The organism is Mesorhizobium sp. M0244, from assembly GCF_040321795.1.
Lineage (GTDB): Bacteria > Pseudomonadota > Alphaproteobacteria > Rhizobiales > Rhizobiaceae > Mesorhizobium.
Window position 1 is genome coordinate 16,573 of sequence record NZ_JAMYSE010000030.1, and the last position, 16,299, is coordinate 32,871.

Consider the following 16,299-nt stretch of genomic DNA (forward strand, 5'->3'; position numbering starts at 1 on the left):
TCCTCAGTCAGTTCGCCGCCGCGGTCTGCGCGGAGTCGATGGATGCGGTGACATTGGTGACGAGCGCCTTGACCGATTCGGCCGTCGCGTCAAACACCGGCGCCGGGTAGACGCCGAAGAAGATGACCAGCGCGACGAGTGGGTAGATGATCACCTTCTCGCGCGTCGAAAGATCGAGCAGACCCTTCAGGCTTTCCTTGGTCAGCGCGCCGAAGATCACCCGGCGATAGAGCCACAGCGCATAGGCTGCCGACAGGATGACGCCGGTCGCCGCGAAGAACGCCACCCAGGTATTGACCCGGAACACGCCGAGCATGGTCAAAAACTCGCCGACGAAGCCGCTGGTGCCGGGCAGGCCGACATTGGCCATGGTGAAGATCATCAGCACGGTGGCGTATTTCGGCATGTTGTTGACCAGCCCGCCATAGGCATCGATGTCGCGCGTATGCATGCGGTCGTAGATGACGCCGACGCAGAGGAACAGCGCGCCGGAGACGAGGCCGTGCGACAGCATCTGGAAGATCGCGCCCTGCACGCCTTCCTGGTTCATCGCGAAGATGCCCATGGTGACGAAGCCCATATGCGCGACCGACGAATAGGCGATCAGCTTCTTCATGTCCTCCTGCATCAGCGCCACCAGCGAGGTGTAGATGATGGCGACGACCGACAGCGAGAAGATCAGCGGCGCAAACATCTCCGAGGCGATCGGGAACATCGGCAGCGAAAAGCGCAGGAAGCCGTATCCGCCCATTTTCAGCAGGATGGCGGCCAGGATCACCGAGCCGGCCGTCGGCGCCTCGACATGGGCATCAGGCAACCAGGTATGCACCGGCCACATCGGCATCTTCACGGCGAAGGAAGCGAAGAAGGCAAGCCACAGCCAGGTCTGCATGCTGATTGGGAAATTGTGCGTCAAGAGCGTCGGGATGTCGGTGGTGCCGGACTGGAAGAACATCGCCATGATGGCGAGCAGCATCAGCACCGAGCCGGCCAGCGTATAGAGGAAGAACTTGAACGAGGCATAGACGCGTCGCTTGCCGCCCCACACGCCGATGATGATGAACATCGGGATCAGACCGGCTTCGAAGAAGACGTAGAACAAGACGATGTCAAGCGCGCAGAACACGCCGATCATCAGCGTCTCGAGCAGCAGGAAGGCGATCATGTAAGCCTTGACGCGCTTCTCGATCGATTCCCACGAGGCGAGAATGCAGAGCGGCATCAGGAAGGTGGTCAGGATGACGAACAGCATGGAGATGCCGTCGACGCCCATATGGTAGGAGATGCCGGAATCCAACCAGGCGAACTTCTCGACGAACTGGAAGCCGGGCTGCGAATTGTCGAAGCCGGTCCAGATGAACAGCGAAACCACGAACGTGAAAATCGTCGTGAACAGCGCGATGGCGCGGATGTTGCGGCGCGCGTTCTCGCTGTCGTCACGCACGAAGAGGATGAGCAACACACCAACCAGCGGCAGGAAGGTGACCAGCGATAGGATCGGCCAGGCGGTCATCAGAGCATCATCCAGGTGACGAGTGCGGCAACGCCGATCAGCATGGCGAAGGCATAGTGGTAGAGATAGCCGGTCTGTAGCTTGACAACCCGGTTGGTGACGTCGACGACGCGCGCCGAAATGCCGTCCGGCCCAAGCCCGTCGATGACGGTGCCGTCGCCGGTCTTCCACAGGAAGCTGCCGAGGCGCTTAGCCGGCCGCACGAACAGCAAATCGTAGAGCTCGTCGAAATACCATTTGTTGAGCAGGAAGGCGTAGAGGCCGCGATGATGGGCAGCGAGGTTCCTCGGCATTTCCGGTGCGCGGATATAGAACTGCCAGGCAATCGCAAAGCCGATCAGCATGGCGATGAACGGCGACAACTCGACCCACAACGGCACTTCGTGGATTTCGTGCAGGATGTGATTTACCGGCAGCGTGAACAGCGACGCCTTCCAGAATTCGGCATAGCCCTCGCCGATGAAGGCGCCATGGAAGATCACGCCGGCGAACAGTGCGCCCGCCGCCAGGATGAACAGCGGCACCAGCATGACCGGCGGCGATTCATGGACATGGTGCATGACCTCGTGGCTGGCCCGCGGCTCGCCATGGAAGGTCATGAAGATCAGCCGCCAAGAGTAGAAGGAGGTGAAGCAGGCGGCAACGACCAGCAATATGAAGGCAAGCCCGGCGACCGCATTGTGGCCGGCAAACGCAGCTTCGATAATGGCGTCCTTGGAGAAGAAGCCGGCCGTGCCGATGATCGTCACCGGGATGCCGACGCCGGTCAGCGCCAGCGTGCCGATCACCATCATCCAGTAGGTCGTCGGAATGAGCGTCCTGAGGCCGCCCATTTTGCGCATGTCCTGCTCGTCGGAGACGGCGTGGATGACCGAGCCGGAGCCGAGGAACAGCAGCGCCTTGAAGAAGGCGTGGGTGAACAAATGGAAGATCGCCGCGCCATAGGCGCCGACGCCGAGCGCCACGAACATGTAGCCGAGCTGCGAGCAGGTCGAATAGGCAATGACGCGCTTGATGTCGTTCTGGACGAGGCCGACTGTCGCCGCGAAAAACGCGGTGAAGGCGCCGATGAAAGTGACCACGGTCAGTGCCGAATGCGACAGCTCGAACAGCGGCGACAGCCGCGCCAGCATGAACACGCCGGCCGTCACCATGGTCGCGGCATGGATCAGCGCCGAGACCGGCGTCGGCCCTTCCATGGCGTCGGGCAGCCAGGTGTGCAGCGGCACCTGCGCCGACTTGCCCATGGCGCCCATGAACAGGAGCAGGCAAACGACAGTCATCGCCGCCTGCTTGTCTAACGCATAGCCGAGGAACGTCAGTACGGCCGGACCCTGCTGCGCGCCTTCGGCCGGAATGAACGTCGCCGCATTAGCGAAGATGGTGCCGAGGTTGACCGAGCCGAACAGCACGAACACGCCGAAGATGCCGAGCGCGAAGCCGAAATCGCCGACGCGGTTGACGACGAAGGCCTTGATCGCCGCGGCATTGGCCGACGGCTTCTTGTACCAGAAGCCGATCAGCAGATAGGAGGCAAGGCCGACGCCTTCCCAGCCGAAGAACATCTGCACGAGGTTGTCGGCCGTCACCAGCATCAGCATGGCGAAGGTGAACAGCGACAGATAGGCGAAGAAGCGTGGCCGGTCCGGATCGTGGTGCATGTAGCCGATCGAGTAGATATGGACCAGCGACGACACCGTGTTGACGACGACCAGCATCACCACCGTCAGCGTGTCGATCCTGAGCGCCCATGCCGCCTCGATGCCGCCCGACTGGATCCAGCGCATCACCGGCACGGTGAACACCTCGCCGCCGCCGAAGCCGACCGAGAAGAAGGCGACCCACGACAGCACAGCCGCGATCACCAGGAAGCCGGAGGTGATGTATTCGGAGGCCTTGGCGCCGAGCGAGGTGCCGAACAGGCCGACGATCAGAAAGCCGAGCAGCGGAAGGAAGACGATGGCCTGATACATTTTGGTTCCGTCAACCCTTCATCATGTTCACGTCTTCGACCGCGATCGAGCCGCGGTTGCGGAAGAAGACGACGAGAATGGCAAGGCCGATAGCTGCTTCGGCCGCCGCGACCGTCAGCACGAACAATGCGAACACCTGGCCGACCAGATCGCCGAGCGCCGCCGAGAAGGCGACGAAATTGATGTTGACCGCAAGCAGGATCAGCTCGATCGACATCAGGATGACGATGACGTTCCTGCGGTTCAAAAAGATGCCGAACACGCCGAGCGTGAACAGGATCGCCGAAACGGTCAGATAGTGCGCGATGCCGACGACCATCTCAGACTCCTTCGCCCGTCTTGACCTTGCGGATTTCCATTCCGGTTGCCGGCGTGCGGCCGACCTGGGCGGCGATCGACTGCCGCTTGACGCCCGGCTTGTGGCGCAGTGTCAGCACGATGGCGCCGATCATGGCGACCAGCAGCACCAAGCCCGCAATCTGGAAGTAGTAGAGGTAATCCGTATAGAGGATGTCGCCGAGCGCTGCCGTGTTGGAGCGCGTGGCCAGATCCGGGATGGGCTTCGCGACCGTCGCCGCCAGTTTCGGCGCGAATGTGTAGCCGCCGAGCACGATGATCAGCTCCGCCGCCAGGATCAGCCCGACCAGCGCGCCGATCGGCGCATATTGCAAGGCGCCTTCCTTCATCTCGGCGAAGTCGACGTCGAGCATCATGACGACGAACAGGAACAGCACCAGGACGGCGCCGACATAGACGACGAGCAGGATCATCGCCAGGAACTCGGCGCCGGTCAGCATGAACAGGCCGGCGGCGTTGAAGAAGGTCAGGATCAGGAACAGCACCGAATGCACGGGATTGCGCGACGAAATGACCATGAACGCCGATGCCACCGCGACAAAGGCGAAGAGGTAGAAAAAGGCCGCCGCTAGTCCACTCAGCATGGGTTCCCCCGGGTTTCCTGTCAGAACAGGACGTTCGTCCTGTTTTTTGCCACCGCCTCCGGTCGGCAAGTTGCGTGTTCCTTAAACGAGGCCCTTTGCCCCGTCCATGCGTCAAATATCAGCGGTAAGGCGCATCCAGCGAGATGTTGCGCGCCAGTTCGCGCTCCCAGCGGTCGCCATTGGCCAAAAGCCTGTCCTTGTCGTAATAGAGTTCCTCGCGCGTCTCCGTCGCGAACTCGAAATTCGGCCCCTCGACGATGGCGTCGACCGGGCAGGCTTCCTGGCAGAAGCCGCAATAGATGCATTTCACCATATCGATATCGTAGCGCACGGTGCGCCGCGTGCCGTCATTGCGGCGCGGGCCGGCTTCGATGGTGATGGCCTGCGCCGGGCAGATCGCCTCGCACAATTTGCAGGCGATGCAGCGCTCCTCGCCGTTCGGATAGCGGCGTAGCGCATGCTCGCCACGGAAGCGCGGGCTGACCGGCCCCTTCTCATGCGGATAATTGATCGTCTCCTTCGGCGCGAAGAACTGGCGCATCGACAGGAAGAAAGCGCTGACGAAATCCTGCAAAAGCAGTGACTTGGCGGCCTGGGACAATGCTGACATCACGCAAACCCCGTGATCTTGAGGAAGGCGGCGGTGGCGACCACCATGAACAGCGAGATCGGCAGGAAGACCTTCCAGCCGAGCCGCATCAGCTGGTCGTAGCGATAGCGCGGCACGAACGCCTTCACCATGGAGAACATGAAGAACACCAGGCAGACCTTGAGCACAAACCAGATCAGCCCCGGCACCCAGGTGAACGGCGCGAAGTTGAAGGGCGGCAGCCAGCCGCCAAGGAACAGGATGGTCGCCAGCGCGCACATCAGGACGACGGCGACATATTCGCCGAGGAAGAACAACAGGAACGGCGTCGAGGAATATTCGACCATATGGCCGGCGACGAGTTCCGATTCGGCTTCCACGAGGTCGAAGGGCGGCCGGTTGGTCTCGGCCAGCGCCGAGATAAAGAAGACGATGAACATCGGGAACAGCGACAACCAGTGCCAGTCGAGGAAGGTATTCGGCAGGCCGATCCGCGTGCCCAACCCGTCCTGCTGCGACAAAACGATGTCGGACAGGTTGAGCGAGCCGACGCAAAGCAGCACGGTGACGATGACGAAGCCGATCGAGACTTCGTAGGATACCATCTGCGCCGCCGAGCGCAGCGCGCCGAGGAACGGGTATTTCGAATTGGACGCCCAGCCGCCCATGATCACGCCATAGACCTCGAGCGAGGAGATGGCGAAGACATAGAGGATGCCGACATTGACGTTGGCGATCGCCCAGCCCTCATTGACCGGGATGACCGCCCAGGCCGAGATCGCCAGCACCGCCGACACCAAGGGCGCCAGCAGGAAAACGCCCTTGTTGGCGCCGGACGGAATCACCGGTTCCTTGAAGACGAATTTCAGCAGGTCGGCGAAAGCCTGCAGCGTGCCCCATGGGCCGACGACGTTCGGTCCGCGGCGCAATTGCACCGCCGCCCAGATCTTGCGGTCGGCATAAAGCACATAGGCGACGAAGATCAACAGAACGACGATCAGCACGACCGACTTCAGCAGGATCAGCAGCGCCGGCAGCACGTAGAAGGAGAAGAAGGTGTCCATGTCTACTCCGCCGCCTGCCTGAAGCCGTTTTTCGCCAGCGCCGAACATTCCGCCATCACCGCGGAGGCCCGCGCAATCGGGTTGGTCAGGTAGAAATCCTTGACCGGCGAGGTGAAGGTGCCCTTGTTCAGCCGCCCGCCGAGCTTCGCCACCCTGGCGATATCGTCGGCGTTGCCTGCCTCGACCTTGTCGATGCGGGCAAGATGCGGATACTCACCGTAGAGTTTTGCGCGCAGCTGCGGCAGCGAATCGAACGGCAGTTTCTTGCCGAGCACATCCGACAGTGCCCTGAGAATAGCCCAGTCCTCGCGCGCTTCGCCTGGCGCGAAGCCGGCACGATTAGTCTGCTGCACGCGGCCTTCGGTGTTGACGAAGGTGCCCGACTTTTCGGTATAGGCGGCTCCCGGCAGGATGACGTTGGCGCGGTGCGCGCCCTTGTCGCCGTGCGTGCCGATATAGACGACGAAAGCGCCGCCGGTTTTGGCCATGTCGATTTCGTCGGCGCCGAGCAGGAACAGCACGTCCATCTCGCCCAGCATACCGGCGACGTTCTTGCCGCCCTCGCCCGGCACGAAGCCGACATCGAGGCCGCCGACCCGTGCCGCCGCAGTGTGCAGCACGGCAAAGCCGTTCCAGTCGGCCCTTGCGGCGTTGACGGCGACGGCGAACTTCGCCGCCTGGCCGAGCACGGCCGCACCGTCCGGACGCGCCAGCGCGCCCTGGCCGACGATGATCAGCGGATGCGTCGCCTTCTTCAGCAGCTGGAAGAATTTGCCGTTGCCCTCTGCGAGATCCTTCAGCGATTCCGGTCCGGCGCCGAGCTGCTCGTAATCGTAGCGCGTATCGCCGACATCGCCGATGACGGCGACCGGCAGATTGCCGGCCCGCCAGCGCTTGCGGATGCGGGCATTGAGCAAGGACGCCTCGAAGCGCGGATTGGCGCCGATGATCAGCACCGCATCGGCCTGTTCGATGCCTTCGATGGTCGGGTTGAACACATAGCTCGCCCGGCCGAGCGACGGATCGAGTGCGGCACCGTCCTGGCGGCAGTCGGTGTTCTTCGAGCCGAGCGAAGCCATCAGCAGCTTCAGCGCGTAGATTTCCTCGACGGCCGCGAGATCGCCGGCAATGGCGCCGATCTTATCGGAAGCGGCGTTCGAAACGGCCTCCCTGATGGCGGAAAAGGCCTCGGCCCAGCTTGCCGGCACCAGCCGGCCATCCTTGCGCACATAGGGACGGTCGAGGCGCTGCGTGCGCAAGCCGTCCCAGATGAAGCGGGTCTTGTCGGAAATCCACTCCTCGTTCACCGCCTCGTTGGTACGCGGCAGGATGCGCATCACCTCGCGGCCCCGGCTATCGACGCGGATCGCCGAGCCGACGGCGTCCATGACGTCGATGGATTCGGTCTTGGTCAGTTCCCACGGCCGTGCCTGGAAGGCGTAGGGTTTGGAGGTCAGCGCACCGACCGGGCAAAGGTCTATGACATTGCCTTGCAGTTCCGAAGTCATGGCGCTTTCGAGATAGGTGGTGATCTCGGCATCCTCGCCGCGGCCGATCAGCCCAAGCTCCGATATGCCGGCAATCTCGGTGGTGAAGCGGACGCAGCGCGTGCAATGGATGCAGCGGTTCATGATCGTCTTGACCAGCGGCCCGATATACTTGTCTTCGACCGCTCGCTTGTTCTCGTGGTAGCGCGAGGAATCGACGCCGAACGCCATCGCCTGATCCTGCAGGTCGCACTCGCCGCCCTGGTCGCAGATCGGGCAATCCAGCGGATGGTTGATCAGCAGGAATTCCATGACGCCTTCGCGGGCCTTCTTGACCATCGGCGTGTTGGTGAAGATTTCCGGCGGCTCGCCATTCGGGCCAGGGCGCAGGTCGCGCACGCCCATGGCGCAGGACGCCTGCGGCTTGGGCGGCCCGCCCTTCACCTCGATCAGGCACATGCGGCAATTGCCGGCGATCGACAGCCGCTCATGGAAGCAGAAGCGCGGCACTTCAGCACCTGCGTCCTCGGCCGCCTGCAGCAGCGTGTAGTGGTCGGGTACAGTGATCTCTTTCCCGTCGACCTTGAGCTTTGCCATTTCGCCTCAAACCCCTGCGGACGTTCCGCAATCTTTCCTTCCGGGCGCAGCCGAGACCGCGCACGGCATCGAATTCACTTTTTGGCCCCGGCCAACGCGGCCGCCTGACCGATCCAGCCGTCACGACCGATACGGCCCTTCAACGACATGTAATCCTCGACCCAGGCGATCTCTTGCGGCGTCCACGCGGCAATCTGGGCGTATGTCCAGATGCCAAGGCCGTTCAGCACCTTTTCCAGTTTCGGTCCGATGCCCGATATTGCCTTGAGGTCGACGGGCACGGCTGGCCGGTCCATCGGCTTGGGCTGCTTGAAATCTTCCGGCATCAGCCCGGCCGATGCGTCCGCTGCAACGGTGCTCGCATTCGCCACGCTCCGCGCCGCAGTGCTTGTCGCAATGTCGGTCACGTCATTGGCGAAGGACTGCGCCTCGGCAATCAGGGTTTTGGTGGCTGCGCGCGCCTTTGTCGACGAGCTTTTGCCGGTCGCAGACACGCGTTCGGTCCGGGCCTCGAAATCCTCGGTGACCGGCTGCCAAAGGCGCTGCGAGGTCTCGGCCGCGCCTGAAAGCACGCCCATCCAGATGCCAAAGGCGTGGTTGGCAAGGCCGATGCCGAGTGCCGTCATCGCCGCCGCGCCGGCGACAGGATGCGCCAGGAGATTGACGGCGCTGGCCATCTCCTTCGGCATCATCCTGGTCAGGTCCTGGTTCATCTTCAAGAACGGGTCCATATCGGGCGTCAAATCGTCGGGTATCGAAAACAGCGACATAGGTGGTCTCCTGGTCGTTTCCGTCTGCCCCGCGCTCGTTTCCTCGTTTCGGACATTCGCCCGCATTTCGAATTCTTCTATTCCGCCGCCGCCAACACCGGTTCGGCGCGGTGCGCGTTGCGCGAAAACTCGTCGATGCGCCGCTCCACCTCGCCGCGGAAATGCCGCATCAGGCCCTGGATCGGCCACGCCGCCGCATCGCCCAGCGCGCAGATCGTGTGTCCCTCGACCTGCTTGGTCACGTCGAGCAGCATGTCGATCTCGCGCTTCTGCGCCTCGCCGCGCACCAGCCGTTCCATCACCCGCCACATCCAGCCGGTGCCTTCACGGCAGGGCGTGCACTGGCCGCAACTCTCATGCTTGTAGAAGTAGGAAAGCCGGGCGATCGCTTTCACGACATCGGTGGATTTGTCCATGACGATGACAGCCGCGGTGCCTAGGCCCGATTTCAGGTCGCGCAGCGCATCGAAATCCATCGGCGCGTCGATGATCTGCTCGGCCGGCACCAACGGCACCGAGGCGCCGCCCGGAATAACCGCCAGCAGATTGTCCCAGCCGCCGCGGATGCCGCCGCAATGCGTCTCGATCAGTTCGCGGAACGGGATCGACATCGCCTCTTCGACGGTGCACGGATTGTTGACGTGGCCGGAGATGCAGAACAGCTTGGTGCCGACATTGTTGGGCCGGCCGAAGGACGAGAACCAGGCCGCACCGCGGCGCAGAATGGTTGGCGCCACGGCGATGGACTCGACATTGTTGACCGTCGTCGGGCAGCCATAGAGGCCGACATTGGCCGGAAACGGCGGCTTCAGCCGCGGCTGGCCCTTCTTGCCTTCGAGGCTTTCCAGCAGCGCCGTTTCCTCGCCGCAGATATAGGCGCCGGCGCCATGGTGCATGTAGATGTCGAAATCGTAGCCGGAGGTATTGTTCTTGCCGATCAGCTTGGCCGCATAGGCCTCGTCGATGGCGCGTTGCAGCGCCTCGCGCTCGCGGATGAACTCGCCACGCACATAGATGTAGGCGGCGACCGCGCCCATGGCGAAGCCGGCAAGCAGGCAGCCTTCGACCAGCGTGTGCGGATCGTGGCGCAATATGTCGCGGTCCTTGCAGGTGCCGGGCTCGGATTCGTCGGCATTGACGACGAGATAGCTCGGCCGGCCGTCGCTTTGCTTGGGCATGAACGACCATTTCAGCCCGGTCGGGAAACCGGCGCCGCCGCGGCCGCGCAGGCCGCTGGCCTTCATCTCGTTGACGATCCAGTCACGCCCCTTGGCGATGATGCCGGGCGTGTTGTCCCAGGCGCCGCGCGCCATCGCGCCGGCCAGGGACTTGTCGAAGCGGCCGTAGATATTGTTGAAGATGCGGTCTCTGTCCTGAAGCATTGCTCGTTCCTCAGACCGGCTTCTTGCCGGTCGGCCGGCTCTTGTTTGCGGGCGACGGCTTGGCCGGCTTGGCGGCAGCCTTCGCCGATGCGCCCTTGACCTCCGGCGCTTTGAAAGCAGACGCCGGCTCGGCCTTGTTCTTGGGGCCTTTGCGCTGTTTCGAGACGTCTTCGACCTGCGGCTCGGCCTTGTTGGCGTTGGCGGCCGAATGCAGCGGGGCTGCAACGCTCGCCGCCTTCTCCGTCGCTGGCGCAACTTTTGTCGCCGACGGCGATTTCACTGCCGGGCTGGTCTCGACCGCATCGGTCTTCGGCCTGCTGGCATTCGACGGCGCAACCGGCGCCGGTGCAGGCGCGGCAGGAGCAGCTGGTGGAACCGGTGCTGCGGCAGCGGCCGCCGGCGCCGCTTCCTTGGCGGCTTTGGTTGCCGCTTTGGCTTCCCGGTCGCGGGTCGCCTTGAGGATCGCCTTTTCGCTCTTAAGGGTCGTCAGGCCGCTGGCCGGCTCGGAAGTGACGCGGCCGTTTTGCGGTCCCGGTTTCACCGAAGCACCCTTGCCGGCGTCATAAAGGTCGATGATCTCGGCAAACCGCTCCGGCGTCAAATCCTCGTACGTGTCTTTGAATATCATCACCATCGGTGCGTTGACGCAGGCGCCGAGGCATTCGACCTCCTCCCATGACAGCGTGCCCTTGTCGTTGGTGTGGAACTGGTCGTGATGGATCTTCGAGCGGCACACATCCATCAGCGCTTCCGAGCCGCGCAGCATGCAGGGCGTGGTGCCGCAGACCTGGATGTGGGCGCGGGTGCCGACCGGATTGAGCTGGTATTGCGTGTAGAAGGTGGCGACTTCCAGCCCGCGAATATAGGGCATGTCGAGCATGTCGGAGATCGTCTCGATCGCCGCCTTGGTCACCCAGCCTTCCTGCTCCTGCGCCAGCATCAGCAAGGGGATGATGGCGGACTGCTCGCGCCCCTTCGGGTATTTCTTGATCCACTGCTTCGCCGCTGCCGCATTCGCCCGGTTGAAGGCGAAGGAGGCTGGCTGGACGCTGGCTTCTGCGAGACGACGGACTGACATTTAGTTTTGAGCTCTGTTGTAGCAGTCGAAATAAAAACGAGGGTCGGACCTGGCCAAGACCGCGGTACTCTCATCGTTTCCGATCTTTTCCCAAGTAGTGTCGACATAGTCGCGATATTCGCGGTACCGATCCGAGCAATCCGCGCCAAGTGCCACCTTCCAATCCGGGTAATGCGCATCGGCACTGACATACCAACCCGAATCCAGGTTCCAAAGCCTGCCCATCTTGGTCACCCTGCACTTGACATCTGTCTTCACGCCCTCAAGCCCGCAGGACACCCAATAGGCTTGCGGCGAGCTGCCCCAGGCGGCAATTGCACCCATGCCGGCGACACCGGCGGCAAAACCGGCAGCAACGTGCAGGGCGCTCCCCATCTTCACCGGTCCACCTCACCAAACACGATATCGAGGGAACCCAACACGGCGGTGACGTCGGCCAGCATGTGGCCGCGGCACAAGAAATCCATGGCCTGGAGATGCGCAAAGCCCGGCGCGCGCAGCTTGCAGCGGTACGGCTTGTTGGAGCCGTCGGAGACCAGATACACGCCGAACTCGCCCTTCGGCGCCTCGACGGCCGCATAGACCTCGCCGGCCGGCACGCGGTAGCCTTCGGTGTAGAGCTTGAAGTGATGGATCAGCGCTTCCATCGAGCGCTTCATCGCCGCGCGCTTCGGCGGCACCACCTTGCCGTCGAGGTTCGACACCGGCCCCGCGCCTTCCTTGCCGAGCAAAAGGTCGACGCACTGGCGCATGATTTTGGCCGATTGCCGCATCTCTTCCATGCGCACCAGATAGCGGTCGAAACAGTCGCCGTTCTTGCCGATCGGAATGTCGAAATCCATCTCGGCATAGCATTCGTAGGGCTGCGATTTGCGCAGATCCCAGGGAGCACCCGAGCCGCGCACCATGACGCCCGAAAAACCCCAGGCCCAGGCATCGGCCAGGGAGACGGTAGCGATGTCGACATTGCGCTGCTTGAAGATGCGGTTGCCGGTCAAAAGCGCATCGAGATCGTCGAGCGATTTCAGGAACGGGTCGATCCAGTTGCCGATGTCCTCGATCAGCTTCTGCGGCAGGTCCTGGTGGACGCCGCCGGGGCGGAAATAGGCGGCATGCATGCGCGACCCCGAGGCGCGCTCGTAGAAGACCATCAGCTTTTCGCGCTCGACGAAGCCCCACAGAGGCGGCGTCAGCGCACCGACATCCATCGCTTGCGTCGTCACGTTGAGAATATGCGACATGATGCGGCCGATTTCCGAATAGAGCACTCGGATCAACTGCCCGCGCTTTGGCACCTCGATGCCGAGCAGCCGCTCGACGGCGAGCGCAAAGGCATGCTCCTGGTTCATCGGCGCGCAATAATCGAGCCGGTCGAGATAGGGCACGGCCTGCAGATAAGTCTTGGCCTCGATCAGCTTTTCGGTGCCGCGGTGCAACAGCCCGATATGCGGATCGACCCGGTCGACGACTTCGCCGTCAAGCTCGAGCACAAGGCGCAAAACGCCATGCGCCGCCGGATGTTGCGGGCCGAAATTGATGTTGAAGTTGCGAACCGAGGTCTCAGCCATTCACTGTTTTGCCTTCTCATCCCCCGGAAGCACGTAATCCGTACCTTCCCACGGAGATAGAAAATCGAAATTGCGGAATTCCTGTTTCAATTCCACCGGTTCGTAGATGACGCGCTTGGCTTCATCGTCGTAGCGCACCTCGACGAAGCCGGTCAGCGGAAAGTCCTTGCGCAGTGGATGGCCTTCGAAACCGTAATCGGTCAGAATGCGGCGCAGATCGGGATGGCCTGAGAACAGCACGCCATAGAGATCGTAGGTTTCGCGCTCGAACCAGTCGGCGCCGGGATAAATACCGGTGATCGACGGCACCAGCGTCTCTTCATCGGCCTGGACCTTGATGCGGATGCGGATGTTCTGTTTCGGCGAAAGCAGATGATAGACGACGTCGAAGCGCTTCGCCCGCGACGGATAATCGGCGCCGCAGACGTCGATGATCGAAATGAACTGGCATTTCGGGTCGTCGCGCAGGAAGGTCGTCACCTCGATCAGGTCGCGCGGTTCGACAGAAATGGTGAGCTCGCCATAAGCGAACACCGCCTCGCCGATCCGGCCGATCAGCTTCTCGCCGAGATAGGTCGAGAGGTCATTCAACGCCTGGGTCATGCCGCTCACCGCTCGATCGTGCCGGTGCGGCGGATCTTCTTCTGAAGGAGAAGGATGCCGTAGAGCAGCGCTTCGGCGCTCGGCGGGCAGCCGGGCACGTAGATGTCGACCGGCACGATGCGGTCGCAGCCGCGCACCACCGAATAGGAATAATGATAATAGCCGCCGCCATTGGCGCAGGAGCCCATCGAGATGACGTAGCGCGGCTCCGGCATCTGATCGTAGACCTTGCGCAGCGCCGGCGCCATCTTGTTGGTCAGCGTGCCGGCAACGATCATGATGTCGGACTGGCGCGGAGACGCGCGAGGAGCAACGCCGAACCTCTCCGAGTCATAGCGCGGCATCGAGGTATGGATCATCTCGACGGCGCAGCAGGCGAGGCCAAACGTCATGAACATCAGCGAACCGCTGCGCGCCCAGGTGATCAGCGCCTCGGTCGAGGTGACGAGAAAACCCTTGTCGGCGAGCTCGTTGTTGATCTCCAGGAAGAACGGGTCGTCAGACCCGATCGGCCTGCCGGTGTTGGGGTCGATGAGGCCTTTGGGCTTCGGCGCGACGAGCGTGCCGGAACTGTCGTTCAATCCCATTCCAGCGCTCCTTTTTTCCATTCATAGGCAAAGCCGATGGTCAGCACCGCCAAAAACACCATCATCGACCAGAAACCGAGCATGCCGATCTGGCTGAACGACACCGCCCACGGAAACAGGAAGGCCACCTCCAGATCGAAGATGATGAACAGGATCGACACCAGGTAGAAGCGGATGTCGAACTTCATGCGGGCGTCGTCGAACGAGTTGAAGCCGCACTCATAGGCCGAAAGCTTTTCCGGATCGGGGTTGCGATAGGCCACCAGGAAGGGTGCGGCAAGCAGCGCCAGGCCGACAACCAGCGCCACGCCGATGAACAGGACGATGGGCAGGTACGAACTCAACAATGCGTTCATGCTGCAGCTTTCCGTTGGCGGCCAATCCACTCTGATTACAGCACGGGACCCACTTGCGGAAGCGTGACAGTTTAACCACTGAACCGTTTTAGGGGCTCTATGCTGCAACGCGGCGAGGGTTAGCGCAGCGCTTTCGGCGAAGCAAGTCAAACCTTGTTCAAATCGCGGCGCTGAACGGCATATCCGGGAAAACTGGTCCGATCCGCTCCTGTTTGATTTCCTTCACTTTTCACTCCACTTTTCTCTCCTGACATGGATCCCGCCAAAACCCTGCTAGCATGGCGCGGAATCGCAGGTCCTCTGCTCTGTCTGACATCATCAGGATGCCGCCTTGATAAAGGAAAAAATCTCGCTCGCCATGGCCCGCCGCATCGCGCTGGCGGCACAGGGATTCAATGACCCGCGCCCTACCGGCACGCCCGACCGCCGGCATTTGGCCCGGGTGCTTGCCCGTACCGGCCTGCTGCAGATCGATTCCGTCAGCGCTGTCGTGCGCGCCCATTATATGCCGCTCTATTCGCGGCTTGGCCGCTACAAGCTGGCGCTGCTCGACGACGCCGCCGTGACGCGCAAGCGCCTGGTTTTCGAATATTGGGCACACGAAGCCTCGTTCCTGCCGGTCGAGACCTATCCGCTCATGCGCTGGCGCATGCAGCGGGCCGAGCGCGGCGACGAGATGTATCTGGGGCTGGCGAAATGGGGGCGTGAACGCGTCGCCTACATTGAAGACATCTATCGCGCGGTGGTTGATCGCGGCCCAGTCGCCGCATCCGCTCTCGAAGGCCAGAAAGGCTCCGGCGGCTGGTGGGGCTGGAGCGACGCCAAGCACGCTTTCGAATGGCTGTTCTGGGCCGGCCGCATCACAACGGCGTCGCGTCGCGGCTTCGAGCGGCTTTATGATCTGCCCGAACGCGTGCTGCCGCCGGCGATCCTAGCCCTGCCGGTGCCCTCCGCGGAGGACGCGCATCGCGAATTGCTGCGTATCTCCGCCCGCGCCCACGGCGTTGCGACAGCAGGCGACCTGCGCGACTATTTCCGCCTCTCTCCCGCCGACATCAAGGGCCGGATCGAGGAACTGGTCGAGGCGGGCGAGCTATTGCCGGTACGCGTCGAAGGCTGGGATAAAACAGCCTATCTCCACAAGGACGCCCGTTTTCCGCGCAAGATCGAGGCACGCGCCCTGCTTGCCCCGTTCGATCCGGTCGTCTTCGAGCGGTCGCGCACCGAAAGACTGTTCGACTTCCGCTACCGTATCGAGATCTACACGCCGGCCGAAAAGCGCCAATACGGCTACTATGTGCTGCCTTTCCTGCTCGGCGACAGGATCGTGGCGCGCGTTGACCTCAAGGCCGACCGCCCGGCCGGCGTGCTGCGTGTCCATGCCGCCTACGCCGAACCCGGCGCGCCGGCTGAAACCGCGGCCCAACTCTTCGAGGAACTGAAGCTGATGCAGGGCTGGCTCGGGCTTGAGCGCATCGAGGTGACGGCTGCCGGGGACCTAGGCCAGCCGCTCGCCGATGTTGCCGCCGTAGACGTGCGTTGACACAACTGCCTCCACAAGCCTAAATCCGCTTCAGACGGTCTCCTCTCGGCAAAGGGAGGAGCCAAGAGGGAATGCGGTGCGAGATCGCAAGATTTCAAATCCGCGGCTGTCCCCGCAACTGTAAGCGACGAGCCTCGGCCGAAAACCACTGGGACGTTCCCGGGAAGGCGGCATCAAGGCGATGACCCGCGAGCCAGGAGACCTGCCGTCTAGGACAAAGAATCCGATCGCCTGGCGGGTTTTCCGGG

General features: G+C 62.6%; 16 protein-coding genes and 1 riboswitch. Of the genes, 1 reads left to right on the forward strand and 15 read right to left on the reverse strand.

Annotation, left to right across the window (positions count from 1 at the left end; all coding sequences use genetic code 11):
- Window positions 1-7 precede the first annotated feature (7 nt).
- The 15 genes from NKJ08_RS18835 to NKJ08_RS18905 all read right to left on the reverse strand — a co-directional run bounded on the left by NKJ08_RS18835 (window position 8) and on the right by NKJ08_RS18905 (window position 14,508).
- Window positions 8-1,513 carry an NADH-quinone oxidoreductase subunit M gene (locus NKJ08_RS18835; RefSeq protein ID WP_352776650.1) on the reverse strand — a complete coding sequence of 502 codons (1,506 nt, stop codon included), beginning with the start codon at window positions 1,511-1,513 and terminating at the stop codon, window positions 8-10.
- Window positions 1,513-3,486 carry an NADH-quinone oxidoreductase subunit L gene (nuoL, locus tag NKJ08_RS18840; RefSeq protein WP_352524463.1) on the reverse strand — a complete coding sequence of 658 codons (1,974 nt, stop codon included), beginning with the start codon at window positions 3,484-3,486 and terminating at the stop codon, window positions 1,513-1,515. The genes NKJ08_RS18835 and nuoL overlap by 1 nt, the downstream gene beginning before the upstream one ends.
- A gap of 10 nt (window positions 3,487-3,496) precedes the next feature.
- On the reverse strand, window positions 3,497-3,805 hold the full coding sequence (nuoK, locus tag NKJ08_RS18845) for an NADH-quinone oxidoreductase subunit NuoK (protein ID WP_023676620.1): 309 nt from the start codon (window positions 3,803-3,805) through the stop codon (window positions 3,497-3,499).
- Window position 3,806: 1 nt separating this feature from the next.
- On the reverse strand, window positions 3,807-4,427 hold the full coding sequence (locus tag NKJ08_RS18850) for an NADH-quinone oxidoreductase subunit J (RefSeq protein WP_352782632.1): 621 nt from the start codon (window positions 4,425-4,427) through the stop codon (window positions 3,807-3,809).
- A gap of 118 nt (window positions 4,428-4,545) precedes the next feature.
- A complete protein-coding gene (gene nuoI, locus NKJ08_RS18855) occupies window positions 4,546-5,037 on the reverse strand; it encodes an NADH-quinone oxidoreductase subunit NuoI (RefSeq protein ID WP_023676622.1) in 492 nt (163 codons plus the stop codon).
- Complete coding sequence (nuoH, locus tag NKJ08_RS18860; RefSeq protein WP_352524461.1) at window positions 5,037-6,080, reverse strand: NADH-quinone oxidoreductase subunit NuoH; 1,044 nt, start codon at window positions 6,078-6,080, stop codon at window positions 5,037-5,039. The genes nuoI and nuoH overlap by 1 nt, the downstream gene beginning before the upstream one ends.
- A gap of 2 nt (window positions 6,081-6,082) precedes the next feature.
- Window positions 6,083-8,164 carry an NADH-quinone oxidoreductase subunit NuoG gene (gene nuoG, locus NKJ08_RS18865; protein ID WP_352782634.1) on the reverse strand — a complete coding sequence of 694 codons (2,082 nt, stop codon included), beginning with the start codon at window positions 8,162-8,164 and terminating at the stop codon, window positions 6,083-6,085.
- Window positions 8,165-8,238: 74 nt separating this feature from the next.
- Window positions 8,239-8,934 (reverse strand): helix-hairpin-helix domain-containing protein, encoded by a 696-nt coding sequence (locus NKJ08_RS18870; RefSeq protein ID WP_352782636.1) that lies wholly within the window; start codon window positions 8,932-8,934, stop codon window positions 8,239-8,241.
- Window positions 8,935-9,011: 77 nt separating this feature from the next.
- Entirely contained in the window at window positions 9,012-10,316 is a 1,305-nt protein-coding gene (gene nuoF / locus NKJ08_RS18875; protein ID WP_352524458.1) for an NADH-quinone oxidoreductase subunit NuoF, read from the reverse strand.
- A gap of 10 nt (window positions 10,317-10,326) precedes the next feature.
- A complete protein-coding gene (nuoE, locus tag NKJ08_RS18880) occupies window positions 10,327-11,394 on the reverse strand; it encodes an NADH-quinone oxidoreductase subunit NuoE (protein ID WP_352782638.1) in 1,068 nt (355 codons plus the stop codon).
- Window positions 11,395-11,769, reverse strand: coding sequence for a hypothetical protein (locus NKJ08_RS18885; protein ID WP_352524455.1), 375 nt, complete (start codon window positions 11,767-11,769; stop codon window positions 11,395-11,397).
- Window positions 11,770-11,771: 2 nt separating this feature from the next.
- Entirely contained in the window at window positions 11,772-12,962 is a 1,191-nt protein-coding gene (locus NKJ08_RS18890) for an NADH-quinone oxidoreductase subunit D (RefSeq protein WP_352524454.1), read from the reverse strand.
- Window positions 12,963-13,565, reverse strand: coding sequence for an NADH-quinone oxidoreductase subunit C (locus tag NKJ08_RS18895; protein ID WP_352524453.1), 603 nt, complete (start codon window positions 13,563-13,565; stop codon window positions 12,963-12,965).
- A gap of 5 nt (window positions 13,566-13,570) precedes the next feature.
- Window positions 13,571-14,152, reverse strand: coding sequence for a NuoB/complex I 20 kDa subunit family protein (locus NKJ08_RS18900; RefSeq protein WP_192257659.1), 582 nt, complete (start codon window positions 14,150-14,152; stop codon window positions 13,571-13,573).
- Complete coding sequence (locus tag NKJ08_RS18905; RefSeq protein WP_023798850.1) at window positions 14,143-14,508, reverse strand: NADH-quinone oxidoreductase subunit A; 366 nt, start codon at window positions 14,506-14,508, stop codon at window positions 14,143-14,145. Before NKJ08_RS18905 ends, NKJ08_RS18900 begins: the two co-directional genes overlap by 10 nt.
- Before the next feature lie 334 nt (window positions 14,509-14,842).
- On the opposite strand from NKJ08_RS18905, the gene NKJ08_RS18910 reads away from it, so the two are divergent.
- Window positions 14,843-16,051 carry a winged helix-turn-helix domain-containing protein gene (locus tag NKJ08_RS18910; protein ID WP_352524483.1) on the forward strand — a complete coding sequence of 403 codons (1,209 nt, stop codon included), beginning with the start codon at window positions 14,843-14,845 and terminating at the stop codon, window positions 16,049-16,051.
- Between the two features lie 18 nt (window positions 16,052-16,069).
- Window positions 16,070-16,275: riboswitch (cobalamin riboswitch) on the forward strand.
- Window positions 16,276-16,299 lie beyond the last annotated feature (24 nt).